Source organism: Frankia sp. EI5c, from assembly GCF_001636565.1.
Classification (GTDB): domain Bacteria; phylum Actinomycetota; class Actinomycetes; order Frankiales; family Frankiaceae; genus Parafrankia.
Genome location: NZ_LRTK01000008.1, coordinates 100408 through 124544, shown reverse-complemented (window position 1 = coordinate 124544; position 24137 = coordinate 100408). Strand labels below are relative to the sequence as shown.

At 72.8% G+C, this 24137-nt stretch carries 20 protein-coding genes and 2 pseudogenes; 14 read left to right on the top strand and 8 right to left on the bottom strand.

What is annotated here, in order from left to right; translation table 11 throughout:
- Positions 1 to 199: 199 nt before the first annotated feature.
- Both UG55_RS06905 and UG55_RS33160 read right to left on the bottom strand, forming a co-directional pair.
- Positions 200 to 1399 carry an acyl-CoA dehydrogenase gene (locus UG55_RS06905; RefSeq protein WP_083986499.1) on the bottom strand — a complete coding sequence of 400 codons (1200 nt, stop codon included), beginning with the start codon at positions 1397 to 1399 and terminating at the stop codon, positions 200 to 202.
- Positions 1400 to 1862: 463 nt separating this feature from the next.
- A partial coding sequence (locus tag UG55_RS33160) for an acyl-CoA dehydrogenase family protein (protein WP_242423852.1) occupies positions 1863 to 2535 on the bottom strand: 673 nt, incomplete at its 3' end.
- Between the two features lie 129 nt (positions 2536 to 2664).
- Between UG55_RS33160 and UG55_RS06895 the strand changes: the two genes are divergently transcribed.
- From UG55_RS06895 to UG55_RS06840, 13 genes and pseudogenes are all read left to right on the top strand, one after another.
- Positions 2665 to 3867 (top strand): thiolase family protein, encoded by a 1203-nt coding sequence (locus tag UG55_RS06895; protein ID WP_066064431.1) that lies wholly within the window; start codon positions 2665 to 2667, stop codon positions 3865 to 3867.
- Positions 3868 to 3935: 68 nt separating this feature from the next.
- Positions 3936 to 4733: an enoyl-CoA hydratase/isomerase family protein gene (locus UG55_RS06890; RefSeq protein WP_128422880.1), complete on the top strand. Its 798-nt coding sequence runs from the start codon at positions 3936 to 3938 to the stop codon at positions 4731 to 4733.
- Between the two features lie 71 nt (positions 4734 to 4804).
- Positions 4805 to 5623: an enoyl-CoA hydratase-related protein gene (locus UG55_RS06885; RefSeq protein ID WP_128422879.1), complete on the top strand. Its 819-nt coding sequence runs from the start codon at positions 4805 to 4807 to the stop codon at positions 5621 to 5623.
- Positions 5624 to 5754: 131 nt separating this feature from the next.
- Positions 5755 to 6780 carry an alpha/beta fold hydrolase gene (locus UG55_RS06880; protein WP_066064425.1) on the top strand — a complete coding sequence of 342 codons (1026 nt, stop codon included), beginning with the start codon at positions 5755 to 5757 and terminating at the stop codon, positions 6778 to 6780.
- Complete coding sequence (locus tag UG55_RS06875) at positions 6780 to 7211, top strand: Zn-ribbon domain-containing OB-fold protein (protein ID WP_083986498.1); 432 nt, start codon at positions 6780 to 6782, stop codon at positions 7209 to 7211. The genes UG55_RS06880 and UG55_RS06875 overlap by 1 nt, the downstream gene beginning before the upstream one ends.
- A gap of 243 nt (positions 7212 to 7454) precedes the next feature.
- Positions 7455 to 8663 (top strand): ABC transporter substrate-binding protein, encoded by a 1209-nt coding sequence (locus UG55_RS06870; RefSeq protein ID WP_157901499.1) that lies wholly within the window; start codon positions 7455 to 7457, stop codon positions 8661 to 8663.
- Positions 8664 to 8709: 46 nt separating this feature from the next.
- Positions 8710 to 9634: pseudogene (locus UG55_RS33155) on the top strand (branched-chain amino acid ABC transporter permease); the annotation flags it as partial.
- A gap of 23 nt (positions 9635 to 9657) precedes the next feature.
- Positions 9658 to 11469: a branched-chain amino acid ABC transporter ATP-binding protein/permease gene (locus UG55_RS33150; RefSeq protein WP_313954587.1), complete on the top strand. Its 1812-nt coding sequence runs from the start codon at positions 9658 to 9660 to the stop codon at positions 11467 to 11469.
- Between the two features lie 14 nt (positions 11470 to 11483).
- Positions 11484 to 12230 (top strand): ABC transporter ATP-binding protein, encoded by a 747-nt coding sequence (locus tag UG55_RS06860; protein WP_066064416.1) that lies wholly within the window; start codon positions 11484 to 11486, stop codon positions 12228 to 12230.
- Positions 12227 to 13633, top strand: a complete 1407-nt coding sequence (locus tag UG55_RS06855; protein ID WP_066064413.1) for an NAD(P)/FAD-dependent oxidoreductase — start codon at positions 12227 to 12229, stop codon at positions 13631 to 13633. The genes UG55_RS06860 and UG55_RS06855 overlap by 4 nt, the downstream gene beginning before the upstream one ends.
- Positions 13633 to 16176: a CaiB/BaiF CoA-transferase family protein gene (locus UG55_RS06850; protein ID WP_066064410.1), complete on the top strand. Its 2544-nt coding sequence runs from the start codon at positions 13633 to 13635 to the stop codon at positions 16174 to 16176. The genes UG55_RS06855 and UG55_RS06850 overlap by 1 nt, the downstream gene beginning before the upstream one ends.
- A gap of 148 nt (positions 16177 to 16324) precedes the next feature.
- Complete coding sequence (locus tag UG55_RS06845; protein WP_066064734.1) at positions 16325 to 17446, top strand: amidohydrolase family protein; 1122 nt, start codon at positions 16325 to 16327, stop codon at positions 17444 to 17446.
- Entirely contained in the window at positions 17443 to 17694 is a 252-nt protein-coding gene (locus UG55_RS06840; RefSeq protein ID WP_066064406.1) for a hypothetical protein, read from the top strand. Before UG55_RS06845 ends, UG55_RS06840 begins: the two co-directional genes overlap by 4 nt.
- 83 nt (positions 17695 to 17777) lie before the next feature.
- Here UG55_RS06840 and UG55_RS06835 read toward each other — a convergent pair whose 3' ends face one another.
- On the bottom strand, positions 17778 to 19064 hold the full coding sequence (locus tag UG55_RS06835; RefSeq protein ID WP_066064403.1) for an acyl-CoA dehydrogenase family protein: 1287 nt from the start codon (positions 19062 to 19064) through the stop codon (positions 17778 to 17780).
- Positions 19065 to 19193: 129 nt separating this feature from the next.
- Between UG55_RS06835 and UG55_RS06830 the strand changes: the two genes are divergently transcribed.
- On the top strand, positions 19194 to 20000 hold the full coding sequence (locus tag UG55_RS06830; protein ID WP_066064732.1) for an SDR family NAD(P)-dependent oxidoreductase: 807 nt from the start codon (positions 19194 to 19196) through the stop codon (positions 19998 to 20000).
- An 80-nt stretch (positions 20001 to 20080) separates the two neighbouring features.
- Here UG55_RS06830 and UG55_RS06825 read toward each other — a convergent pair whose 3' ends face one another.
- From UG55_RS06825 to UG55_RS29850, 5 genes and pseudogenes are all read right to left on the bottom strand, one after another.
- Positions 20081 to 21205 carry a phosphotransferase family protein gene (locus UG55_RS06825; protein ID WP_083986495.1) on the bottom strand — a complete coding sequence of 375 codons (1125 nt, stop codon included), beginning with the start codon at positions 21203 to 21205 and terminating at the stop codon, positions 20081 to 20083.
- A gap of 156 nt (positions 21206 to 21361) precedes the next feature.
- Complete coding sequence (locus UG55_RS06820) at positions 21362 to 21835, bottom strand: Zn-ribbon domain-containing OB-fold protein (RefSeq protein WP_083986524.1); 474 nt, start codon at positions 21833 to 21835, stop codon at positions 21362 to 21364.
- An 8-nt stretch (positions 21836 to 21843) separates the two neighbouring features.
- Positions 21844 to 22980 (bottom strand): acyl-CoA dehydrogenase family protein, encoded by a 1137-nt coding sequence (locus UG55_RS06815; RefSeq protein ID WP_066064402.1) that lies wholly within the window; start codon positions 22978 to 22980, stop codon positions 21844 to 21846.
- 13 nt (positions 22981 to 22993) lie between these two features.
- Positions 22994 to 23412, bottom strand: a pseudogene (locus tag UG55_RS46785) (acyl-CoA dehydrogenase family protein); the annotation flags it as partial.
- Position 23413: 1 nt separating this feature from the next.
- Positions 23414 to 24010 (bottom strand): acyl-CoA dehydrogenase family protein (locus tag UG55_RS29850; protein ID WP_206779349.1); only part of this gene is annotated, 597 nt, incomplete at its 3' end.
- Between the last annotated feature and the right edge of the window lie 127 nt (positions 24011 to 24137).

The following is a 24137-nucleotide window of genomic DNA, read 5'->3' as shown; positions in this document are numbered from 1 at the left end:
CTTCTCTAGCGTGCCCGCAATCATGGGCGAAGCAACGGGTCCGCCGACCGGCCGCCGGCCGGCCATCGGCCGGCCATCGGCCGAGTGCCGGCTCGACAACAGCCGTTCAGTTCGGTTGCGGCCCCTCGGTTCGGCGCAGCTCCTCAGCTCGGGCCCGCGACCTGGGCCGCCGCGGGCCGGTGGCGCGGCCCGGGCCGCCTCAGGATGTGAGCATCGGCCAGAGGCCGGCCCCGCCGGTGTGGAAGGCGGCCTGCGCGAGCACGTCGGCCCACTCGGCCTCACCGCCCCACTCCGCGCTCCAGGCCCATAGCCGGGTCGTCTGTAGCCGTAGGCCGTGTTCGAACGTCGTGCCGATCGCCCCGTGCAGCTGGTGCGCGCGCGCCGCGATCTGCTCGGCGCCGCGGCAGGCCTGGACCTTGGCCGCGGCCACGGCGACCAACGACGCGTCCGGGGCCGCGGTGCCACTTCCGACCGAGGCGGGGTTCTCGACCGGGACGGTGCGCCCGCCCGCGATCGCGCCGCTCGGAATCCCGCTGTCCACGACCTCGACGGCGGCGTCGACCGCGGCCCGGCAGGCAGCCGCCTCACCGGCCATGCGGGCGACCTCGTGCTGCACGGTCTGGAAACGTGCGATAGGCCGGCCGAACTGCTCCCGTTCGGTGACGTGGCGAACGGTGCGATCGACCGCGCCCTGCGCCGCGCCCGCGACCAGCGCCGCGCGCAGGAGCGCACCGGTGCGCCGGAGATCCGTGGCCGTTCCGGGGGGTGCCGGCGCGGCGGCGTCACCGGCGAGGACGAGTTCGACCGTGACGGTTGAGCGCGGTTCACCGGCCAGGTTGCGGCCCGGTCCCGCCACGCAGCGCTCGGCCGGGAGGAGAACGACGTGCTCGGTGCCGTCGAGTCCGGTGGCTACCGCGGCGATCGTCGCCGCGGTGCCGGGCACGAGCGCCACTCGGCGCAGCGTCCCGTGGACCCGCAGATGCCCGGCCCCGGCCCCGTTCCCGTGCTCGTGCTCGTGCTCGGCCGTCAGATCACCCGCGGCGGCCACGACCAGCCCCGTGGGCAGGTTGAGCGACACCCGGCGTAGCAGCAGGCAGGCCAGCAGCGCGTCGGCGATCGGTACCGGCGCGCTGTGCGCGCCGCAGGCGTGCAGCACCGCGGCCACATCGCCCAGGTCACCCCCGCTGCCGCCGCGCTCCTCCGGCAGGCCGATGGCGGTGAGGCCCGAGGAGGCCAGCACCTCCCAGAGCGTGCGGTCGAGGTGGCCCTCGGTCGCGGCGACCCGCTCGTCGGCACAGTGGTCGGTGAGGATCTCCTCGACCGCCGCGGCGAGTGCCGCGCGGTCCGGGTCGCCGGCCGCTGTTTCGAGGGAGGTGTCGGTGTCGGGTCGGCGGGTCATCGCAGCCCCAGCCCTCGGGCGATCATCGAACGCAGCACTTCGTTCGTCCCTCCACGGAGTGTGAAGCCGGGGGCGTGCAGCACGGCCTGGGCGAGCATGCGGGCGAGCGGGTCGCCGCCCGGGTCGGGTTCGACGTCGAGCACCAGCCGGGCCGCGTGGACGACTTCGTTCTCGAACTGGGTGCCCAGGTCCTTGACCAGCGCGGCGGGCACGTCCTGCGCGACGCCGGTGGTGAGTGCGGCGGCGATGGACAGCGACATCCGGCGCAGTGTCCACAGCCGGGCGAGCAGCCGGCCGAGCTCGACGCGGCCGGGCCGGTCCGCCCGCGTCCGGGCGGCGTCCACCAGAGCGGTGAGCAGCGGATAGGTGGAGAGGAAACGTTCCGGGCCGCTGCGTTCGAACGCCAGCTCCGAGGTCACCTGGTGCCAGCCGGCGCCGATCCGGCCGAGCACCATGTCGTCGNGGACGAACACGCCGTCCAGATGGACCTCGTTGAAGTGGTGTTCGCCGGTGAGCAGCAGGATCGGCCGGATGGTCACACCGGGGGAGTCCAGCGGCACGATGAACTGGGACAACCCGTCGTGCCTGCTGCCGCCCTCGATGACGGGGGCGCTGCGCGCGAGGACGAAGAAGGCGTGGGCGTGGTGCGCGCCGCTCGTCCAGACCTTCGTCCCGTCGATGATCCAGCCGCCGTCGGCGCGGGTCGCCCTGGTCCGTACGGCCGCGAGGTCGGATCCGGCGTCCGGCTCGCTCATGCCGATGGCGAAGTAGCACTCGCCGCGGGCGATGCCGGGCAGGAAGCGCTCCCGCTGAGCCTCGGTTCCGAACCGCAGCAGGGTGGGGCCGATCTGGCGGTCGGCGATCCAGTGCGCGGCGACGGGGGCGCCGGCGGCGAGCAGCTCCTCCGTCACCACATAGCGCTCCAACGCGGAGCGGCCGTGGCCGCCGTACCGGGTTGGCAGCGTGAGACCCAGCCAGCCGCGGTCGGCGAGCGCGCGGCTGAACTTCTCGTCCCAGCCGGCGAGCCAGGCGTCGCACCGGCTGGTGAACGTGCCCGCGGCCTGGTGCTCGGCGGCGAAGGCACGTACTTCGGCCCGCAGGCCCGCGGCGACGCGGCCGCTCGCCGCCGGGGGCATCAGTGCCCGCCGGTCCGGTCTGGTCAGGGTGGTCACACGACCTCCTTCGCTGGGGCGAGCCTCTCGCCGCCGGGACGAAACTACCGACGTACTACTCCGTAGGTTATCTTGTCGGCGGAGGTGTGGTCGATGGTGAATGCAGTGATCGTGGATGCCGTGCGGTCCCCGGTGGCGCGGGGAAAAGAAGGGGGCGCGCTCTCGGGCGTGCACCCGATCGAGCTGCTCGGGCAGGTCTTCCAGGGCCTGCTGGGACGGCACAATCTCGATCCGGCCCTGGTGGACGACGTGCTCGTGGGGTGTGTCAACCAGGTCTACGAGCAGGCCGGCTGCATCGGCCGGTTCTCCTGGCTCGCCGCGGGTTTCCCGGAGAGCGTCCCGTCGGCGACGATCGACCGGCGCTGCGGCTCCAGTCAGCAGGCCGTGCACTTCGCCGCCCAGGGCGTGATCGCCGGGGCGTACGACGTGGTCGTGGCGGGCGGTGTCGAGTCGATGAGCCGGGTCCCACTCGGTTCCGCCAGCGTGGGGCGCGACATCCAGGGCCCCTCCGTTCGCGGGCGGTACGCGCCGGGGCTCATCCCGCAGGGCATCTCCGCGGAGCTCATCGCCGCGCGGTGGGGCCTGGAGCGGGCCGAGCTGGACGAGTTCTCGGCCCGGTCACACGCGCGGGCCGCGGCCGCCGCCGCGCGGGGCGCGTTCGACGCCGAGATCGTGCCGGTCCGGACGGGGGATCCGGCGGGGGGCGGCGGCGAACTGGTCACCGCGGACGAGACGGTGCGTCCCGGCACCACCGCGGAACGGCTGGGGAGCCTGCCGTCCTCGTTCCGCTCCGCGGAGATGGGGCAGCGCTTTCCCGAGATCGACTGGCGGATCACCGCGGGCAACTCCTCCCAGCTCTCGGACGGCGCCAGCGCCGCTCTGATCATGAGTGAGGAGAAGGCGGCGAGCCTCGGGCTGCGCCCGCTGGCCCGCTTCCACTCGTTCGCCGTCGTCGGTGACGACCCGATGCTGATGCTGACCGGACCGATTCCCGCGACCCGCCGGATCGTCGAGCGCAGCGGGATCGGGCTGGACGAGATCGCCCACTTCGAGGTCAACGAGGCGTTCGCGTCGATTCCGCTCGCGTGGCAGCGGGAGACCAAGGTCGACGACGCCCGGCTCAACCCGCTGGGCGGCGCCATCGCCCTCGGGCACCCGCTCGGCGCGAGCGGCACCCGGCTGCTCGCCACGATGACGCACGCGCTGGTCGGCGGCGGCGGGCGGTACGGCCTGCAGGTGATGTGCGAAGGCGGCGGTATGGCCAACGCGACCCTCATCGAGAACCTGCGCCGCTGAGACCGGGCCGCCGCTCGGTCCGTTCCCGCTCCGCCGCCGGCGGAGCCCAGCCCATGGAAGGTCACCCCGTGGACTACGCACACCTGGCCCCGACGCTGCTCGTGGAGGCGGACGGCCCGATCCGGATCATCACGATGAACCGGCCCGACGAGCTGAACTCCTTCGACGACGCCCTGCACACCAACATGCGGCGGGTCTGGGACCTGCTCATCGACGACCACGAGGCCCGCGCCGTCGTGCTGACCGGCGCGGGTCGCGCGTTCAGCGCGGGCGGCTACCTGCCGAACTTCATCCGCAACAACCGGGACGCCGCGGCCCGGCGGGCCGACGTCCGCGAGGCCGAGCGCCTCGCCCGGGCGATGATCTCCTGTGAGCTGCCGGTCGTGGCGGCGCTGAACGGCCCGGCAGTGGGCCTCGGGTGCAGCCTCGCGGTCATGACCGACTTCGTCGTGATGGCCGAGGACACGTTCATCAGCGACCCGCACGTCAGCATCGGGCTGGTCGCCGGCGACGGCGGCGCCGTCACCTGGCCGCTGATGATGAGTCTGCTCAAGGCCAAGGAGTACATCCTGCTCGGCGACCGGATCCCGGCCGCCGCCGCCGAGCGGCTCGGTCTGTGCAACCGGGTCGTGCCGCGGGCAGATGTGCTGACGACGGCCCTGGAGGTGGCCCACCGCTTCGCCGCGCTGCCGGTCCAGGCCCTGCGGGACACCAAGCGGGCGCTGAACATGCCGCTGCTCGACGCGGCGAACTCGGTGCTCGGCTTCGCGCTGGCGGCGGAGTGTGAGTCGTTCGGCACTGACGACATCAAGGCGAAGGTCGAGGAGTTCCTCGCCCGGTCCGAGTCCCGGGCCAGCGGGGTATAACGGAACAGATGCCGAGGTCAGGCGGGTTGTAACCCTTGTGTAGTAATTCACCTACGCGGTAGTATGTAGCTGTGTCCGTCACCCCCGCCGCCTGTGGGCCGGCCCGAGAGCCCGTCGCGATCACGACCGATGGCGACGGGGTCCGGGTGGTCACCTTCGACCTCGCCGAGCGGCGCAACACGTGGGGGCCGGATCTTGAGGACGCCTACTACGCCGCGCTCGACGACGCCGAACGTGACCCGGCGGTGCGGGCGGTGGTCGTCACCGGCGCCGGTCCGACCTTCTGTCCCGGTATGGACCCGGCCGTTCTCGGCCACACGTCGGGCGGCGGTGCCTACCACCGGGACCGGCGGCCACAGACCTGGACGACCAGGCTGCGAAAACCGGTGATCGCCGCGGTGAACGGGGCCTGCGCGGGCGTGGGACTCGTCCAGGCGCTGTACTGCGACCGGCGCGTCACCTGCCCGGAGGCGAAGTTCAGCACCGCGTTCGCCAGGCTGGGGCTCCCCGCGGAGGACGGAGTTGCCTGGGTGCTCACCCGGCTGGTCGGGCCGTCGGTCGCGTTCGACCTGCTGGCCACGGCGCGGGTCGTGTCCGGTGCCGAGGCCGTGCGCCTGGGGCTGGCCGACCAGCTGAGCGAGCCGGGTCAGGTGGTCGCGGACGCCGTCGCCTACGCCCGGGTGCTCGCCACCACCGTCTCGCCGGCCGCGCTGGCGATGATCAAGGCTCAGGTGTGGCAGGACGCGGGAGTCGAGCTCGAACAGGCGCGGCTGCGGGCTCGGCACTATCTGGCGGTCGCGAAGAACCACCCCGACTTCGCGGAGGGGGTGGCCGCGTTCCGAGAGCGGCGTGCCGCCCGGTTCGCCCCGTTCGAGGGAATCCATCTCTGAGGATCGGAGCGCCCCATGTTAGGTAAGCCCGGCGGTCGCCACCGCGGCCGGAGGGACTCGACGCGAGGCTTCGTCCGGCGGCCCGCGCCCACCACGGCGGCCGGCGCGGCGGCCCGAGTGGGCGGTGCCCGGTGACGCCGGGCGCGGGCAGCTCCGACCCGGCCGGGACGTCGGCGGGCGGCGCGGGGTGGCGGTTCGAGGACCGGGACGTGCGGGTCGGCCCGCTGCGCCTGCACCTCGCGGACGCGCGCCGGGATCCGGCTTCCGACACCGGGCCGGGAGGGGCCGGGCAGGGTGGAGCCGGGCAGGGTGGAGCCGGGCAAAGTGGAGCCGGGCAGGGTGGGGTCGGACCTGGCCGGAGTGGGCCGGGCCGGACAGTGCTGATGCTGCACGGCCTGGGTGCCCACGGCGATGCGTGGCGGCCGGTGGTGACCGCGCTCGGCGCGGTCGACCGGGCACTGTGCCCCGACCACCGGGGTCACGGCCGCAGCGACTGGAGCCGGGACGGGTACTGGCTGCGCGACTACGCGGCCGACGCCCGCGGGCTCCTCGACGAGCTGGGTGTCGAGCGGGTGGATGTCGTCGGGCACTCGCTCGGGGCGCGGGTGGCCATGGTCCTCGCGCCACTGCTGGGGGAGCGGCTGGCCAGCCTCGTCCTGCTCGACACCGGTCCCGAGGTGAGCCGCGCGGCCGCCCTGCAGGCCCGCGCGCAGGGTTCCGCGAAGCAGGCCGCGGGCTTCGCCTCGGAGGAGAAACTGCTGGCCGCGCTACTGGCCGAGCACCCGGACTTCGCCGAGGAACAGCTGCGGATCAGGGCCCGGTCGCTGTATCGGCGCAACTGGGCTGGGCTGCTGGTTCCCCGGGGCGACCCGGAGGTGTACTGGCTGCTCGGCCGGGCCGGGCTCAGCGAGGTCGACGCCATGTGGGCGGGGCTGCGCGCGGTCACCGCCCCCGCGCTCGTGCTGCGGGCGACGAAGAGCTTCCTGCTTGACCCGGAACAGGGGCGGCAGATGGCCCGGTCACTCCCGAACGGGCATTACGAGGAGCTGGACCTGGGGCACTTCATGCACTACGAGGACCCGGGCTGGATCGCCCGCACCCTCGACAGATTTCTCGCCGGAGCCGGAGCCGGAGCCGGAAGCGGAAGCGGGGCCTGATGGGCGAGCAGGAGCCGGATCGGACCGGTCGCCCGGCGGGCGGACCGGCCAGCACGCTGCATCCGGACCGGTGGACGGAGCCGTTCTGGGCCGCGGCGCGGCGGCACGTGCTGGTCGTCGCGCTGTGTGTGGACTGCGGCACCCCGCGCCCGGTACCGCCCGGGCCGTACTGCTGGGAGTGCGATGCGCAGGACGTCGTCTGGAGCCCGCTACCCGGGACCGGGAAGGTGTTCACCTACACCGTCGTCCGCCAGGTGGAGCGGCCCTACGCGATCGCCGTCGTCGAACTCGACGGTGTCACCGGGGTACGGCTGATGTCAGATCTGGTCGGCGTCGACCCGGAGACCGTCGGTATCGGCATGCCGGTCGAGGTGTGGTGGGACGACGTGGACGCGACCACGACGATCCCGCGGTTTGCCGTGCCGGGCTGAGAAGCCAGGGGCCGGGAGGCGCCGGAAATTCCCCCTTGACTTCGCGTACTACTCCGTATGATTTTGTACATCCTACCTCGTAGGTTAGATCTTTGTGTCGCGGACGGAGTCCCGGTGGGCCGGAATCAGAGGCAGTTCTCAGAACAACCCGCGGCAGTCGGTGCCGGCGGGATCCAGAATTCCTCACCGTTGCGAAAGGAAATGCCGAAGATGAGAAGAGGGTTACGGTGGACGGGCGCCGCCATGGCTTTGACCATGGGTGCGTTCATGTTCACCGCGTGTGGGTCGGATGACTCGTCCGACTCGGCCGCCGCCGCGGGCCTCACGGGCACTCCGGTGAAGATCGGGATGGCTGTCCCACTGACCGGCGACACCGCCGACACGGCCAAGGCGTCCGTCGGCGTCGCGAAGGCGTGGGCGAGCTGGGTCAACGAGCAGGGCGGGCTCGGCGGTCACCCCGTCGAGATCCTCAGCGCGGACTCGAAGGCCAGCGGCCAGGTGATGCTCGCGGCGATGAAGCGCTTCGTCGAGGATGAGAACGTCTCCGCGGTCATGATCGCCGACACCTCGGCCGAGGGTGCCGTCGGCGAGTACCTCGCCGGCAAGAACGTGCCGGTCGTCGGCGCCCAGGGCTTCGACACCACCCTCTGGAGCAAGCTGCCCAACTTCTACAGCCTCACCACCACCTTCCCGACCACCCTCGCGGGGCAGGTCGCGGTGGCCGCGGAGCTGGGGGCGAAGAAGTTCGGCGTCATCGTCTGCGCCGAGGTCCCGGCCTGCCGGGAGGCGGAGAAGGTCTTCCAGCCACTCGTCGAGAAGCAGAGCCTGGAGTACACCGGGCTCGCGACTGTCGCCTCGGCGGACGCGAACTTCACCGCGGCGTGCCTGAGCCAGATTCAGCAGGGCGCCGACTTCATCTCCATCAACGTCAAGCCCGCTATTGCCGTCCGGGTGATGGCGGACTGCCGTCAGCAGGGATACAAGGGCTATTTCGGACGTAACTCCAGCGGTTTCTCGCAGGCCTCGGACGAGACCGTGGCCGACACCCGCTCCGGCGTGAACCTCAACGCCTTCCCGTGGTGGGCCGACGCCCCGGCGGCGAAGAACTTCCGGGACATCATGGCGAAGTACGACGACGACGTCGACTACCGCGACTCCGGCTCCACCGCCACCTGGACCGCGTTGGAGCTCTTCCGCAAGGCGCTCGGTGCGCCGGCCGGCGACGTGACCCGGCAGTCGGTCACCGACGCCTACTCGAAGATCAGTGACGAGACGCTGGACGGGCTGCTGCCGATGCCGATCACCTTCACCGCCGGCCAGGCCGCGGCGAAGGTGCCCTGCTTCTGGCTGGCGAGCTACTCCGCCGGTGCCGACAACCCGGAGCTGCTGCCGGTGAAGACCGCGGGCAACGGGGCGAGTGGTGACCTCGCCTCCACCTGCCTGACCGCCTGACGAAACCGGACGACTTCGGCCTGGCCCCGATGAGGAGCGTGCACCCGTGAACAGCCTGCTTCCGTTCATCGTGAGCGGTGTGACCGTCGGTGTGGTCTACGGCCTGGCCGGAGTCGGCCTGGTCCTGACCTACCAGACCTCTGGCATCTTCAATTTCGCGCACGGCGCGGTCGCCGCGGCGGCCGCCTACGTCTTCTACTACCTGCACATCGAGCACGGGCTGCCGTGGGCCGTCTCGCTGGTGGTGGCGGTCGGCGTCGTCGGCCCGCTGCTCGGTCTCGGACTGGAGCAGCTGGCCCGGCGCCTCGCGAGCCGGCCGACCAGCCTGAAGATCGTGGCGACCATCGGTCTGATCCTGCTGGTGCAGGGGCTGGCGACCGTGAAGTTCGGTCACAACACGCTGCGGGTACCGCAGTACCTTCCCGGCGGCGACGACCTCGTCACCATCGGCGGCGTCAACATCACGCACTACCAGCTCATCATCGTCGCGGTGGCGCTGGTCGCGGTCGCGGCGCTGTACTGGCTGCTGCGCCGTACCCGCAGCGGGGTGGCGATGCGGGCCGTGGTCGACGATCCCGACCTGGTGCGGCTGCACGGCACCAGCCCGGCGCGGGTGCGCCGGGTGGCCTGGGTGGTCGGTGCGACCCTGGCCGCGTTCTCCGGGGTGGCGGTGGCGCCGCTGACCGGTATCGAGGCGGTCGCGATGACCTTCCTCGTCGTGCAGGCATTCGGCGCCGCCGCGTTCGGCGCGTTCTCCAACGTCGCGCTGACCTTCGTGGGCGGGATCGCGGTCGGCGTCCTGTCCAACGTCACCACCCACTACGTGGTGTCGACCCCGTCGCTGTCCGGGCTGCCGAACGCGTTGCCGTTCATAGTGCTGATCATCGTGCTGCTGGTGCTGCCGCGGCGGCGGCTGGCACCGCCGGCGGCCCCGGTGCCCGATCGGCCCCGCACCTGGACAGCCCCCGCCCNGGTCCGCGTCGCCGCCGGCACCGTGGTGGTGGCCGTGCTGGCGGTGCTCCCGGCCGTGGTGGGGACGGGGCTGGGGTCGTTCACCGTCGGGCTCACCCAGGCGATCGTGCTGCTGTCACTGGGCATCCTGGTCCGGACGGCGAACATGGTGTCGCTGTGCCATGCCGCCTTCGGTGCCATCGGCGCGGTGGCCTTCTCCCAGTTCGCGACCGAGCTGAACCTGCCCTGGCTGCTCGCGCTCCTGCTCGGCGGGCTCGTCGTGGTGCCGGTGGCGGCGCTGCTGGCGCTGCCCGCGATCCGGCTGTCGGGCGTGTTCCTGGCGCTGGCCACCTTCGGGTTCGGTCTCGCGCTGGAGCGCCTGTTCTACTCGTCGGAAATAATGTTCACGGCGCAGGGGACCGGACGGGTGATGCCGCGGCCCGGGTTCGCCGAGTCCGACGAGGCCTACTACTACGTGGTGCTCGCCGTCCTGGTGGCCGTCGCCCTGCTGATGGTCGGCCTGCACCGGGCCAGGCTGGGCAGGCTGCTGCGCGGTCTGGCGGAGGCACCGACCGCGGTCGCGACACTGGGCCTGAACACCAACGTCACCCGGCTCATCGTGTTCTGCCTGTCCGGGTTCATCGCGGGCGTCGGCGGGATCCTGTACGGGTCTACGGTGAGCGTCGCGGTCGGCGGCGACCCGAACTACCTGTCGTTCTACTCGCTGGTCCTGGTGGCGGTGCTGGCGCTGGCACCCGGCCGCGAGCCGTGGTACGCGCTGATCGCGATTCCGGCGGCCATCATCCCGTTCTACTGGACGGCCTCGTCCGCCAGCGCGTGGATGAACGTCGCCTTCGGGGTCTTCGCCCTCGACGTGGCGCTGCGCGGCGGGACGCCCCAGCTCCCGGCCCGCCTGCGGGACGCGATCGACCGACTCGGCCGGGCCCGGACGTCCGTACCGTCCCCGGCCCCGCTCCGCACAGACCAACTCACCGACCAGCTCACGAACCAGTTGCCCGCGGCGGGCGCGGCCCGCCCGGAGCCGGCCGGCGGCAGCCGCACCGGCAGCCGCACCGGCCTGGCGGTGAGCGAGTTGGTCGTGCGGTTCGGCGGTCATGTCGCGGTCGACGGCGCCGCCATCAACGCGCCGCCGGGGCGGATCACCGGGCTGATCGGCCCCAACGGCGCGGGCAAGACCACCACCTTCAACGCCTGCAGCGGCCTGCTGCGGCCCAGCTCCGGACGCGTCCTGCTGCACGGCTCCGACGTCAGCGGGGCGTCGGCGAACCGGCGCGGCCGGTTGGGGCTCGGCCGCACGTTCCAGACCGCGCAGCTGTGCGAGGCCCTCACCGTCTGGGAGAATGTGGCGCTCGGCCGGGAGTCCGCGCAGGCCGGTGCCCGGCCGCTCGGGCAGCTGCTGGCCCCGCCCGCGCAGCTGCGGGAGGCCCGGCAGCGCGCCGACGAGGCAATCCGGCAGTGCGGCATCGAGCATCTGGCGCAGCTCCAGGCCGGCACGCTGTCCATCGGGCAGCGCAGGCTCGTGGAGCTCGCGCGCTGCCTCGCCGGCGAGTTCGACGTGCTGCTCCTCGACGAGCCGTCGTCCGGGCTCGACGTCCACGAGACCCGCGAGTTCGCGCGGACACTCACCCGGGTGGTGGCCGAGCGCGACCTCGCGGTGCTGCTCGTCGAACACGACATGGCGCTGGTGATGGGCATCTGCGACCACGTCTACGTCCTCGACTTCGGGGTGCCGCTGTTCGACGGCACACCCGAGCAGGTTCGCCGGGAGCCGTCGGTCCGCGCGGCCTATCTCGGGTCCGAGGTGCCGACCGCGGAACCGGAGGTCGTGCGGTGACTCCCTCGACAAGGATGACTTCGAAGGCGGCAGCCTCGGCGGGGAGCCCCGACGGGCCCGCGCTGCAGCTGACCGGCGTCAGCGCCGGCTACGGAACGACGCCGGTGCTGCGGGACGTGTCTCTCACCGTGCCGCCGGGCGGGGTGACGGCGGTCGTCGGACCCAACGGGGCCGGCAAGTCGACGCTGCTCAAGGTGATCAGCGGGCTGCTGCCGGTCATGGCGGGCAGCGTCGAGATCGCCGGCGCGGAGGTCACGCGCGAGCCGGCGGAACGGCGGGTCGACCGGGGCGTGTGCCTGGTGCCCGAGGGCCGCGGGGTCTACCGGGGGCTCACGGTGCGGGAGAACCTGGTGATGCAGGCCCGCCGGGGGCAGGAGGACGCGGCGGTCGGCCGGGCCGTCGAGATGTTCCCCGTTCTCGGCACCCGGCTGTCGCAGCAGGCCGGCACGATGAGCGGCGGCGAGCAGCAGATGCTCGCGCTGTCCGCGGCGGTGGCCCGGGAGCCCCGCCTGATCCTCGTCGACGAGCCGTCGCTGGGGCTCGCCCCCGTGGTGGTCGACGTCGTCTTCGAGTTCCTGGCCGGGATGCGTGGCGACGACGTCGCGCTGCTGGTCGTCGACCAGTACGTGCACCGGGTCCTGGCCCTGGCGGACCAGGCGCACGTGCTGCTGCGCGGCGCGCTGGCCTTCTCCGGCCCCGCCGCGGAACTGGCCGAGGCGGATGCCTTCGAGCGATACCTGGGAGAGGAGGTCGTCGCGTGACGGCAGGAACGGAACGAGACACCGCACGGCGGGTCGCGGTGATCGGGGCTGGCGCGGGCGGGGTCTGCGCCGCCAAGCACATGATCGCCGCGGGATTCGACGTCACGGTCTACGAGGCGGGCTCGAACATCGGCGGGCTGTGGGTCTACGACAACGACAACGGGCGGTCGCAGGCCTATCGCAACCTCAGCATCATCTCCTCACGCCGGTTCACCCGCTTCTCCGACTTCGACTTCGACGACCGCACGCCGCGCTTCCCGACGCACCGGGACATGGCCCGTTACCTGGACTCTTATGCCCGGCACTTCGGGGTCGCGGAGCGCATCCGCTTCCGGACACCGGTCGCGCAGGTCAAGCCGGCGTTCGACCCGGCGAGTGAGCCGCCGCGCTGGGTGGTGACCACCAGGGACGGCGAGCAGGCCGAGTTCGACGCCGTGCTGGTGGCCACGGGGCACCTCAACGAGCCCAACCACGTCCCGCAGCTGCAGGCGTTCGGCGGGGAGTACCGGCACTCGTCGTCCTACCGCTTCGCCGACGACCTGGTCGGCAAGCGGGTCTGCGTGGTCGGGGTCGGCAACAGCGGGGTCGACATCGCCAGCGACGTCTGCTCCGTCGCGGCGCGGACCGTGCTCGTCGCGCGTTCCGGTGTGGTGATCCAGCCCAAGGTGCTGTTCGGGATCGCCTTCTCCGACATCGCGATCTCGCTGCGCCGGCGGTGGATCCCGGCCTGGCTGCGCAACCGGATGATCAAGGCGGTCGTCTACACCGCGCACGGTGATCTGAACCGGCTGGGCATCCGCCCGCCGAAGGGGCGCACGCACCCCACGCTGTCGGAGTCGATCGTCGCCGACATCGAGTACAACAGGGTGGCGGTCAAACCGGGCATCACCTCGATCGACGGCCGGAAGGTCACCTTCGCCGACGGCAGCAGCGAGGAGTTCGACGTCCTGTTCGGCGCCACCGGGTATGTCGTGTCGCTGCCGTTCATTCCGCCGGATGTCGTCCCCGTCCAGGGCAACCACGTCGACCTCTACAAGCGGATCTTCAGCCCGGACTGGCCGGGGCTGTGCTTCGTCGGGATGCTCAACCCGCTGTCGACCCTCAACCGCATCTTCGAGGAGCAGAGCAGGCTGATCGCCCTGCACCTCGCGGGTGATGTGTCACTGCCGTCCCGGGAGGTGATGCGGGCCGACATCGACGCCAAGAACCAGCGCAGCGCGGCCATCTACACCGAGTCGCCGCGGCACGAGATGGAGGAGCCCGACTTCGGTTACATGGAGGAGCTGCACGCTCTCGCGAGCGGGAGGCCGCGCGGAACGCGGCGGCGGCTCGGCGCCCCGCCGATGCGGGAGGCCTACGAGGCACTGACCCGCCGGTCCGGGCCGCCGGCGGGAGCCAGCTGATGCGGGCGCTGGCCGGCCTGCGGGTCGTCGACCTCTCCGACGGGCTCGCCGGAGCGCACTGCGGGCAGACCCTCGCCGACTTCGGTGCCGAGGTGGCGCTGGTCGAGCCGCCGGGCGGGCATCCGCTGCGGGCGTCGGCGGCGTTCCCGTTCCTCGCCCGCGGGCGGCGCAGCATCGCGCTCGACCTCGACGCCGCCGCCGATCTCGCGACGGCCCGGCGGATGATCGCCGCGGCCGACATCCTGGTGGAGTCGTTCGGGCCGGTCCGGGCGGCGGCCCTCGGGCTCGACCCGGAGGAGACGGCGAGGCTCAACCCCCGCCTCGTGCACGTGTCCATCACCGGCTTCGGCCGGACGGGGCCGTACGCCGGGCTGCCCGCCGACGACGCGGTCGTCATGGCGGCCATCGGCGCCAGCCACATGCTGTCGCCGATGGCGCCGCGGGAGGGACCCGCCTTCGCGTCCGTCCCGTTCGCCTCGTTCAGCGCCGCGCAGACCGCGTTGCAGGGCGTGTTCGCCGCACTGCTGGAGCGGGAGGTCAGCGGCCGCGGCCAGCATGTCGAGACCAGCCTGCTGCGGGGCATCGCCGGGCACGACATCTGGAACTGGTTCCTGCACCTGCTGACCACGCGGTACGCGGACGCGTTCACGCCGGCACCGCATGTGCAGGACGGAGTCCCGCTCAGCGCGCTCATCTACCGGCTGCTGATCGCGCTGTCGGCGGACGGCCGTTGGCTGCAGTTCTCGCAGACCTCCCGGCACCTCTACGTCGCCTTCATGGACGCCCTGGGCCTGGGCTGGATGTTCGACGACCCGGACTGGGGCGAACAGCTCCCGCTGGTGGACGACCCGGGGCGGCGGGTCGAGCTGTGGGATCGGATGATCGCGCAGGTCCGCACGCGCACGGCGGCCGAGTGGAACGCCGTGTTCGACGAGCGGCCCGACGTCTGGGCGGAGCCCTTCCGCCGGGGGATCGAGCTGCTGGACCACCCGCAGCTGCGCCATGACGGGAACGTCGTGCGGGTCGAGGACCCGGACCTCGGCCTGGTCGAGCAGCCCGGCCCGATCGCGCGGATGTCGGCCACCCCGGCCGAGGTCGGACGTCCCGCCCCGCGGCTGGACGCGGACGCCGCGTACCTGCGCGCGTGGGAGCCCCGGCCGGCGGACGGGCCGCCGACGGCAGACCCGCCGGCGGCAGACCCGTCGGCGGGCGACCCGTCGGCAGGCGGGGCGGGCTCGGCTCCGCTTGCCGGGCTGACGGTGCTGGAGCTCGGCATGTACTTCGCCGCCCCCTACGGCGGGAGCCTCCTCGCCGACCTGGGTGCTCGGGTGATCAAGGTGGAGCCGCCGGCGGGCGACCCGCTGCGTTCGCTCGCGAGTTTCCCCGAGATCGGCGCCATCAAGGTGATGCAGGGCAAGGAGTGCGTCGCGCTCGACCTGGCTGCCCCGGAGGGGCGCCGCATCGTGCACGAGCTGGCCCGCCAGGCCGACGTCGTCATCCAGTCCTTCCGGGCGGGGGTCGCCGAGCGGCTCGGTGTGGACGGCGCCACCCTGCTGGCGATCAACCCGGACCTGGTGTACGTCAACGCCCCCGGATACGGCGTCGACGGGCCGTGCGGGCACCGTCCCGCCTATGCGCCGACGATCGCCGCCGGCGCCGGGATCGCGTGGCGGATGGCCGGCGCGACGATACCGCCGACCGTGCCGGAGCTGTCGATCGTGCGCACCAAGGAGGCGGCGCTGCGCCTCGTGGCGGCGACGAACGCCTCGTTCGCGCAGTGCGACGGCCTGTCGGCGCTGTCCGTCGCCGCGGTGACGCTGCTGGGGCTGGTGGCCCGAGCCCGCGGCGCCGGCGGGCAGGAGGTGTCCACCAGCATGCTCAACTTCGCCGCCCACCTGAACTGCGAGGACGTCGTGCGCTACCCGGGCCGGGCCGACACCCCCGCGCCCGACCCGCGGCTGTACGGCCTGTCGGCCCGCTACCGGCTTTACCCGACCGCCCGGGGATGGGTCTTCCTGTCCGTCACCAGCCCCGCCGCCTGGGCGGCGCTGCGCGCGTTCCCGGACTTCGCCGCGCTGCCGGCGGATCCCGGCGATGACGATCGCGGCAGCGGCAGCGGCAGCGGCAGCGGCGGCGGCTGGGGCGGCGCCGACGGTCGTGACAGTGGCCCCGCGGGCGGTCACGGCGACGAGGTGCTGGGGTCTGCCCTGGGCGCGGTCCTGGCCCGGCGCGCTGCCGCGGACTGGGAGCGGATGCTCGCCGGGACCGCGGCCGTCTGCGTCGCGGTGGCCGAAGGAACCGTCGAGGGCACGTTGATGAGCGAGCGGTTCGGCCGAGGCGCCGAGCTCGTCACCGACGTGTACCACCCGATGCTCGGCGACCACCCGCGGCTGACAGCCCTGGTGCGGTTCTCCCGCTCCACCACGGTCGCGGGCGCGGGCGCCCTCGTGGGCCAGCACACCGACCAGGTGCTCGCCGGTCTGGGGTACCCCGCCGACCAGCGCTCCGCGCTGCGTGAGCGCGGCATCGTCGTCGCCCGGTAGCCCTGCCGGAAGCAGGCCGGGCCAGCTCGGCCGCAGCCCGCCAGCCGCAGCCCGTCAGCCCCAGCCCGCCGGCCGCCAGGCCGCCAGGCCGCCTGAGGAGGTACTCGTGACCGTTCCGACCGATCCGACTGCTCCGACCGTGCCACCCATGATCTGGGCGAACTCCGGTGACTCGCACCTGCTGGAGCCCGCGGACCTGTTCTTCGAGCGCATGCCCCGCGCGCTCGCGGAGCGGATGCCGCGCAGCGTGAAGGACCCCGACGGTGCGTGGGAAACCCTGCACATCGACGGCAACTCCTTCCGGCGCCGGCTGCCGACCCGGCCGCTGACCGACGAGTCGGGGCTGAGCCAGCAGGACAAGGCCCCGGGGGCGTTCGACCCCGTGCAGCGGCTCAAGGACCTCGACAGGGAGGGCATCTGGGCGGAGCTGATCTATCCGTCGATCAGCATGTGGACATCCTCGCTGACCGATCCCGACCTGCTCCGCGAGGGTGTCCGGGTCATCAACGACTGGGCGATGGAGTTCCAGGCCGTCTCGCCCCGCTTCGTCTGCACCGCCCACCTGCCGCTGCTGTCGATCCCCGACGCCGTCGCCGAGGTGCGCCGCACCCACGAGATGGGGTTCAGGGCCGCGTTCTTCCCGGTGGAGCCGCCGCCGTCGCAGCCGCGGTTCAACCAGGACGAGTGGGAGCCGCTGTGGGCGGCCCTGGAGGAGACCGGCCTGGTGATGGCGGTGCACATCGGCACCGAGGCGCACGACGCGGGCGTGATCAACGGCCAGTACCACCGCGGGCCCGGCGGGGCGGTGCTGAACTACTTCGAGACGAGCTTCGGGGGCCAGCGGATCGCCGCCCAGATGATCACCTCGGGCGCGCTGGACCGGCACCCGGGCCTGCGGGTGATGATCTCCGAAGGCGGCGCCACCTGGGGCCCGTTCCTCGCCGACCGGATGGACGAGGGCTACCGCCAGCACTCCTCCGCGGTGCGGCCGCGGCTGTCCAGGCTGCCGAGCGAGTTCCTGTTCAGCCAGGTCTACGCCTCGTTCCAGCACGACAGCAGCGCCGTCGCCGCCATGAGCGCGATGGGCTGGAACAACGTGTGCTGGGGGAGCGACTACCCGCACATCGAGGGGACGTTCGGCCACACCCAGAAGACGCTGGCCGGCCTCTTCGACGGGGCGGACATCGCCGTGCGGGACCGGATCACGGTGGGCACCTTCGAGGAGCTGTTCCCGCATGTTCCGCCGGTGCCGGGGGAGCGGCTCCCGTGAGCGGACGGACCCAGCCCGGGCAGCCCGGGCAGCCCGGGCAGCCCGGCCAGGACGACGACAACTCCCTGCACGAGACACCCGCCGAGTTCATGAACGCGGTCGCGACACTGACCGGCCGGTGTGACGGGCAGTCGGTGGTCCGCGGGCCGGGGGCGTACGCGGTGGGGTGCACCTGCGGGTGGACGGCCTCCGCGCCGACGAGCGCGGAGGGCCTGCGGCTCGCCCGCGCGCACACCGGCGACGACTGACCGCCTGCCACCGGGTCGGCATGCGGCTGCACCTGCCGCCTGCCATCGAGCGGTAGGCGGCAGCGGCGGGCGGCGGGCGGGTGTCAGGCGTCGGCGACGGCCGCGTCCAGGTAGGCGGCGAACTTCTCGCGCGCGGCCGCCGCGCGGGTCGGCACGTGCTCGGTCGGCACCTCCCGCGGTGTGTAGCCGCGCAGGATCCGCCGCGCGACGGTCACCTTGTGGACCTCGTCCGGCCCGTCCAGCATCCGCGCGCCGCGCGCCGCGCGGTACATGTACTCCAGTGGCAGGTCGGCCGAGAACCCCAACGACCCATGGACCTGGATGGCCCGGTCGATGACGTCGTGCAGGACCCGGGCCCCCCAGTACTTGATCATCCCGATCTCGACGCGGGCGCGGGAGGCCCCGACCTGGTCCATCGTCCAGGCGGCGTGCAGCGTGAGCAGCCGGGCCGCCCGCATCTCCGCCGCGGACATCGCGACCCACTCCTGCACCATCTGCTTGTCGGCCAGCGCCGAGCCGTGGGTGTGCCGCGAGACGGCCCGCTCGCAGAGCATGTCGAAGGCGCGCCGGGACTGCCCGAGCCAGCGCATCGCGTGGTGGATGCGGCCGGGGCCCAGCCGCTGCTGCGCGAGCCGGAAGCCGTCACCCGGCTCACCGATGAGGTTCTCGGCCGGCACGCGGACGTCCCGGTAGCGGATCTCGGCGTGCCCGCTGTCCAGGTCCGCCCCGAGCGGGGCGTGGTCGAGAGTGGGGATGTCCCGCAGGATCTCGACGCCGGCCGTGCCGGTCGGCACGATCAGCATCGACGCCCGGCGCGCGGGCGGCGCTTCCGGGTCGGTGACGGCCATGACGATCAGGAAGTCCGCGTGTGAGCCGTTGGTGGAGAACCACTTGTGCCCGTTCAGGACGTATTCGTCGCCATCTCGGACGGCCGTTGTGGCGAGCAGGGTGGGGTCGGAGCCAGCTCCCGGCTCGGTCATGGAGAAACAGGACCGCAGCTCGCCGCGCAGCAGTGGGTGCATCCAGCGTTCCTGCTGTTCCGGTGATCCGCCGATCGCCAGAAGTTCGGCGTTGCCCGCGTCGGGCGCCTGGTTGCCGAAAATGCCGGGAGCGAACCGGCACTGCCCGAGGATCTCGTGCATGAGCCCCAGCCTGACCTGGCCGAAACCGCTGCCGCCCAGCTCCGGCGGCAGATGGGCGGCCCACAGCCCCTGTTCACGGACCTGCTCCTTGAGCGGTGCGGTGATGCGGGCGAAGGTGGCGCGGTCGAGATCGAGGGTTTCCAGCGGAATGATCTCGTCGCGGACGAACTCGCGCATCCAGGTCAGCTTTGTCTCGAACTCGGGTTCGGTGGAGAAATCCCAGGCCACGGCGTCCTCGCTTTCTCGGGGACTACATACTACTCCGTAGGTTAGATTATGAAAGGGCTTGTCGAGCCCGAAACATACGCAGTAGTTTGTTGATGTGCGGGGTACCTGAACGAGGTGAGGGATGTGCGGATGAACGAGTTCGAGGGCCGGGTCGCGCTGGTGACCGGTGGTGCCAACGGCATGGGCCGGGCCTGCGTGCGGCAACTGGCGGCGGGCGGGGCGTCGGTGGTGGTGGTCGACGTGGTCGAGGCCGCCGCGGTCGCCGCGGTCGCGGAGGTGGCCGCCGCGGGCGGGCGGGCCGAGTTCGTGCTCGGCGACGTGGGTGAGCCCGAGGTGATCGCCGAGGCCGTCCGGGTGGCCGAAGCGAAGCTCGGCGGTCTCGATGTGGTCGTCGCGGCGGCCGGCATCCCCGAAGCCGGCTACCGCAGCGGGAGCGGCCGGCCGCGCCACGCCAAGGCGGGCCTGGTCGAAGGCTTCACCGAAATGAAGCCGGACGAGTGGGCCGAGGTCCTCGGCGTCAACCTCCGTGGCGCGATGCTGGCGGTCCAGAAGGGGGTCGCCAGCATGCTGGGCCGCGAGGTCCCCGGCTCGATCGTCGTGATCACCTCGGTCGCCGCGGCGAACTCCACCGCCTCCAACAACGTCGCCTACACCGCGTCGAAGGCGGGCGCGCAGGCTCTGGTGAAGCATGTGGCCAGGCTGGTCGCGGCCCGCGGGATACGGGTGAACGCAGTGGGCCCCGGCCTGATCGACACCAACATGTCCCGGAGCTTTCTCGCGAGCTCCGCCAACTCCGCGGTACTCGCGCAGATCCCGGCCGGCCGCGCCGGCACGCCGGACGAGGTGGCCGAGGCGGTGCTCTACCTCGCCGGCGACCGCTCCAGTTTCATCACCGGCGAGGTGCTCTACGTCGACGGCGGCCAGTTCACCGGCTGACGATCCGGTTCGGCGATCCGGTTCGGCGATCCCGTTCGGTGGCCGTCGGGGCGGGCGGGCCCCGGCGGCCACCGAACCGTTCATCCACCCAGGGCGGCGACGGCGGCCCCGGCCTGCGCCCGCACCGAGTGCAGCCGCACCCGCATGATCTCCGCCGCCTCGGCGGGCGGCGCGCTCATGTGCCCGGAGGCGTAGCGGGTGTAGACACCCGCGCCGATGCAGGCCGAGCGCCAGAGCGCGAAGGCCACGAAGTACTCCAGCAGGGCGGTCCGTTCGTTGTCGCCGATGAGCTCGGCGTACCGCGTGACCACCTCACCCGCCTCGGGCCAGCCCGGCGACGCGGTGGGCCCGGAGGTGATCACCACCTCGGCGCCACCCGGCCGCTCCCAGGACGCGACCAGCCAGCCGAGGTCCGCGAGCGGGTCGCCGAGGCTCGCCAGCTCCCAGTCGAAGACGGCCCCGACCTGGCCGTCCCGGCCGAACGCGAGGTTCCCCGGCCGGAAGTCACCGTGCACGATCGCCGGGGTGGGGTCGGCGGGCATGGCCGCCACCAGCAGCTTGTGGGCGGCGTCGACGAGGCGCAGGTCCGGCAGCGCGGACGCGTGCACCTGGCGGTGCCAGCGCCGCAGCTGCCGTTCCAGGTAGCCGCCGGGTCGGCGCAGGTCGCCGAGCCCGACCTCCAGCGGGTCGACCGCGTGCAGCGCCGCCAGCGTCTCCGCGCAGGCCAGGCCGGCGGCCCGGCGGGCGCCCACGGGGATCGCCTCGCCGGCAGCGCGGTCGCCCGCCACGACGCCGTCGACGAAGCCCATGACGTAGAACGGGGCGCCGATCACCTCGGCGTCCGGGCAGAACGCGACCGCCCGCGGCACCGGGACCGGGGTCGGGTCGAGCGCCGCGATGAAGCGCCACTCCCGGCCCATGTCATGCGCGGTCGCCAGCACCCCGCCCAGGGGCGGCCGGCGCAGTGCCCACGAGCGGCCGTCGGTGTCCACGATCCGGAAGGTGAGGTTGGAACGACCCCCGGACAGATGGTGGACCTCGACGGGACCCGGCCCGACGGCGACCTCGGGCGCGTGGCGGCTCAACCACGCCGTCAGCGGCCCCGCCGGGACGGCCTGCGCGGCCAGGTCGCTCGTGCCCGCCGCGCGGGCTGGGTCGGCCTCGGTGTTCGGCGGGCCCCCGATCGGACCGGCAATCCGCGTCATCGCGACGGCACCCCTTCCAGGCTGGGCGGTGTCGACGTCCGACCACAGGTGGTGGACGTCAGACCGGGTGGTGTGGACGGCACGGTCATCCCCGCCCTACCGGAGCAGCCGGTGCGCGGGCGGCGTAGTCCTCCCGTCGGCTCCGTGCGGAGCCGCTCATGCCGGCCGCTCCGGCTCGAAGAGCGGAAGCCAGACGTCCTCCAGCGGCTCGAAGACGACCCGGACCGGCATGCCGATGCGGACGTCCGTGACCGGGCAGCCGACGATGTTGGTGATCAGGCGCAGCGCCGGCTGCTCCACCAGCTCCACCATCGCGACCACATACGGCTCGACCTGGCCGGCGGGGTTCCACTGCTGGTGGTTGACCGTGAACGACGCGACGGTGCCGCGTCCGCTGGCCTGCTCGGTGACCACGTCGCGGGACAGGCAGACCCGGCACACCTGCGGGGCGGGGTGCAGCCAGCTGCGGCACGCCTGGCAGCGTGCCAGCAGCAGCGCCCGCCGCTCCCCGCCCGTCCAGAACGCCCGGGTGAGCGGGGTGACCCGAGGCGGAACGCGCAGCGGACCGACGGCGCGCGTGCCGGCGGCGGGCCTGTCGGGCCTGTCGGGCCTGGCGGACGTGTCGGGCATCGTGGCCGTCACACCCGCGGTTCGCGCGGCAGGGCAAGCAGCCGCTCGGCGAGGATGTTGCGCTGGATCTGTGCCGAGCCGCCGTAGATGCTGCCCGCGCGGCCGTAGAGGTAGCGGTCGAACCACTCGCGCCGGCCGGGCTCGGCCGCGTCGGTCAGCAGATCGAGGCTGGTCGCCATCAGCAACTGCTCCACCCTGGTCATGAGGAGCTTGTCGATGGATGTCTCCGGTCCGGGCGCCGCGCCGGAGGCACGTTCGCTCAGGCTGCGCAGACAGTGCATCCGCAGCACTTCGAGGCCCGCCGCGGTCTCCCCGAGCGCCCGGACCACCGCCCGGTCGGGAGTGGGTGTGGAACGTCGGACGACGTCCGCGAGCTCGGCGAAGTAGCGCTCGAACTTCGACAGGTACCCGATGTCGACGGCACCCCGCTCATAGCTGATGACGTCCATCGCGATTCGCCAGCCGTCGGTCGGCGCCCCGATCATGTTGCGGTCGGGCACCCGCACCTCGTCGAGGTAGATCTCGGCGAACTCCTCGTCGCCGTTGGCCAGGACGATCGGCCGCACCGTGACACCGGGGGACCGCAGCGGGACGACGAACGCGGAGATGCCGCGGTGCCGGCGCGCCTCGGGATCGGTCCGGGCGAGCAGCAGGCAGAAATCGGCGAACACGCCGTAGCTCGTCCACACCTTCTGCCCGGAGATGACCCAGTCGCCGCCGTCGCGCACGGCGCGGGTGCGCAGGGCGGCGAGGTCCGAGCCCGCCTGCGGCTCGGAGAACCCCTGGCACCAGATCTCGTCGGAGGCGAGCAGCGGTGGCAGGTACCGGCGGCGCTGCTCCTCGCTGCCGTGGCTGAGCAGGGGACGGCCCAGATGGCCGAGGGGGAGCATCGTCGGTGCGTTCACCCGGCCGAGCTCCTGGCTGAGGATCGCCTCCTCCATCAGGCCCAGCCCCTGGCCGCCCACCTCCCGCGGGTACGACAGCGCGACCCAGCCGCCGCGGTACATCCGCTGCTGGAACTCGCGCATGTGGGGCCAGCGCTCCGCGAGGGCGGCCGGCTCCGGCTCGGTGGGGACGTTCTCGGAGAGCCAGGTCCGCAGGCGGGTCCGGAACCGGGCTTCGTCGGGGGAGTCGCGCAGGTCCATGGGTGTCGTGTCCTCAGGCGTTGTCGAGGGCCCGGCTCGCCAGCAGGGCCAGCGGGGCGTCGGTGCCGCCGAACGCGGCGTTGTGGAGATGGGCGCTGCGCAGCCGCAGGTGCGCGTCGTGCTCCTGGGTCACGCCGATGCCGCCGAGCACCTGGATGCCGGTTTCGCAGACCCGCACGGCGGCGGTGCCCGCGTACGACTTCGCCGCCGCGGCGGCCCGTTCCGCGTCGTCGATGGGGGCGTGCTCGACCGTCCAGGAGGCGCCGTAGGTGATCGAGCGGGAGGTCTCGGCGTCCACCAGCATGTCGGCGCACAGGTGCTGCACCGCCTGGAAGGAGCCGATCGGGCGGCCGTACTGCTCACGCTGGCAGGCGTAGTGGACGGCCTGCCGCAGCGCGCCCTCGGCGAGGCCGGTCAGAAAGGCGGCCGCCCNGATCCAGGCGATCGCGCGGGCCCGGCGGGCGCCTTCGGTGGCGTCGCTGGCGGTGGTCGCCGGCACCGGGCGGACCCGGCGCAGGGGGTGCAGTGGGTCGATGTCGTCGACGGGCGCGTCGTCGGTGAGCGTGTGCACCGCGGCGGTGCCGTCAGGGCCCAGGGCGACCCCGACGGCACCGCGGGTCCAGTCGAAGGCGATCGACGCCTCGCCGGCGGGCTCACCGAGCCGGGTGTCCAGCAGGACGGAGCAGGGAGCACCCGCGCCCAGGCCGGCGAGGATCTCCCCCGGCCCGTCGGCGAACCGGAGCAACGCGGCCGCCGCGATCGCCGTCCCGACGTAGGGGACCGGGGCGATGTGCCGGCCGAGCACCTCGGCGACCACACAGGCGTCCGTGACGGAGCCGCCGGCGCCGCCGTGCTCCTCGGGCACCAGCAGGCCCACGAGATCGAGTTCGACGAGCTTCTTCCAGGCGTCCGCACGCAGTGTGCCGTCGGCGCCGCAGTCCCGGATCGCCGAGTCGGTGAACAGCTGCGTGCTCACGTCGTCGGTGATCCGCTGAAGGAACGTCTGCTCCTCGGATAGGGCGAAACGCACCGGGGCCTCCTCGGTAGGTCCGGAACGAGCATACGACTGAGTAGGTGGTTATAAAAGCCCTGGCAGGCGCCTTGTGAGGCCGCCGTTGACGGGGGGCTCGCGGTCGGAGACCTTTTCGTCAGGCTCG